The 1,932-nt window shown below is 64.9% G+C and carries 3 protein-coding genes; all 3 read left to right on the top strand.

The window, feature by feature from the left end; genetic code table 11:
- A partial coding sequence (locus ACYVDE_RS21400) for an ATP-binding cassette domain-containing protein (RefSeq protein WP_460503566.1) occupies nt 1-437 on the top strand: 437 nt, incomplete at its 5' end.
- 72 nt (nt 438-509) lie between these two features.
- Nucleotides 510-884, top strand: a complete 375-nt coding sequence (locus tag ACYVDE_RS21405; RefSeq protein WP_460503567.1) for a hypothetical protein — start codon at nt 510-512, stop codon at nt 882-884.
- Nucleotides 885-931: 47 nt separating this feature from the next.
- Nucleotides 932-1,932 (top strand): CaiB/BaiF CoA transferase family protein (locus ACYVDE_RS21410; protein WP_460503568.1); only part of this gene is annotated, 1,001 nt, incomplete at its 3' end.

A 1,932-nucleotide genomic window follows, 5' to 3' on the forward strand; every position in this document is an offset into this window, starting at 1 on the left:
GCCTGCTCAATTACCTGCCCCAGGAGCCGCTGCTGCCGCCCTCGCTCACGCTGGCGCGGGCGGCCCGGTTACTGCAAGTTGATATCGAAGCAGCCACGGCCCGCTTTCCGGAGCTGCGGCCGCAGTTCGACAAGCGCCTCGGGGAGCTGTCGGGCGGTTCGGCGCGGCTGGTGCAGGCGCTGCTACTGCTGCACGCCGACACGGCCTTTTCGCTGTTCGATGAGCCGTTCTCGGGCGTGATGCCCATTCACGTCGAAACCCTGGCCGAGGAAATGCAGCGGGCGAAATCGCGCAAGGGTCTGCTCCTCACCGACCACCGCTACGCCGAAGTGCTGCCCATCTGCGACGTGGTGTATCTGCTGCATCAGGGCCGCCTGCTGAAGCTGGATGGCGACGTGCGCGAGCAGCTGCGCGAATACGGCTACCTGGCGAGCTGAGCTGGTTGCTAACGCTGGCTGCCGAGCCAGCCACAGTATCTTGCTTCACCGTTCAGCTGCTTTCTCATCCGTATGGCCCTCACCGCCTTTTATCAGCCCGCCACCCCCAAGCTACTCTACGACGGCTTCGAGGAAAATTGGGTTGGCCAGCCGTGGCCGCTGCCCCAGGCCGATGGCACCACTTTCCTGGCGCAGCTAAACACCGACGTACTGCCAATCAAGCGAGCGGCGGCCTGGTTGGGGCGCGAAGATTTTCAGCTGCTGCTGCGCGAATTGCGGGTGCAGGCAAGCGACTGGTCGGGCCAAGGTGATTTTGTGTACAGCGGCTACGATGGCCTGCCGGTTTACTACGTGCGCCACGGCCAGCAACTGTGGGTGCTCAGCGCCGGCGAGTTTCAACCGGCGCGCTACAAAACGTATTTGTACGGTTGTTGGCTGGTGAGCTAGCTGGTTGATAATCCGAGTAAATGATTCCTGAATCCAATCCCGTTCCTGTGCTTCCCTTCGCTCACCTCCGCGTGCTCGAACTCGCTTCGGTGCTGGCTGGCCCGCAGGTGGGCCAGTTTTTTGCCGAGCTGGGGGCCGAGGTTCTCAAAATCGAAAGCCCTGCCGGCGACGTTACCCGCACCTGGAAAACCACCGCCGAAACGGTCAAACCATCCGAAGCATCCGCTCTCGAAGCGGCTACAGATGCTTCGGTTTCCGCCTATTTTTCGGCCTCGAACTGGGGCAAGCAGTCGCGGGTGCTCGACCTGACCACTGCTGCCGGCCAGGCCGAGTTGCACCACCTCGCCGCTTGCGCCGACATCATCCTCGCCAGCTACAAGCCCGGCGACGCCGAGAAGCTGCACGCCGACTACGCCACCCTCACTGCCGCCAATCCGCGTCTCATCTACGGCCACCTCACCGGCTACGGCCCCGCCAACCCGCGCGCCGGCTACGATGCCGTGCTGCAAGCCGAGGCCGGTTTCATGCACCTCAACGCCGCCTCCCTTGGCCAGCCGCCCCAGAAAATGCCCGTGGCAATGGTGGATTTGCTAGCCGCGCATCAACTCAAAGAAGGGCTGCTCACGGCCCTGTTTCAGCGCGAGCGCACCGGGCGCGGCGCCCTGGTGCAGGTGAGTTTGCTCGACAGCGCGCTGTCGGCCCTGGCCAACCAGGCCGCTACTTACCTTGTCACGGGCCACGACCCGCAGCCGCTGGGCTCCGGGCACCCCAGCATCGTGCCCTACGGCACCGTGTACCGCGCCGCCAACGGCCGCCAGCTGGTGCTGGCTGTGGGCTCCGACGGCCAGTTTCGGCACCTCTGCGCCGCATTGCAACAACCGGAGTGGGCTATCGAAGCCCGCTTCCAAACCAATGCTGCCCGCGTAGTCCACCGCACCGCGCTCGAAGAATTGCTTACCGGGCGCATTGCCGAAGTCGATGGCGATGCGCTGCTGGCCGAGCTGGAGCGTCGGGCTGTGCCGGCCGGAGCCGTGCGCCCGGTGGGGGA

The organism is Hymenobacter agri (assembly GCF_054778495.1).

Coding starts and splice junctions, on each gene's coding strand:
- ACYVDE_RS21405 (WP_460503567.1), top strand. CDS start 510: ATGGCCCTCACCGCCTTTTATCAGCCCGCCACCCCCAAGCTACTCTAC.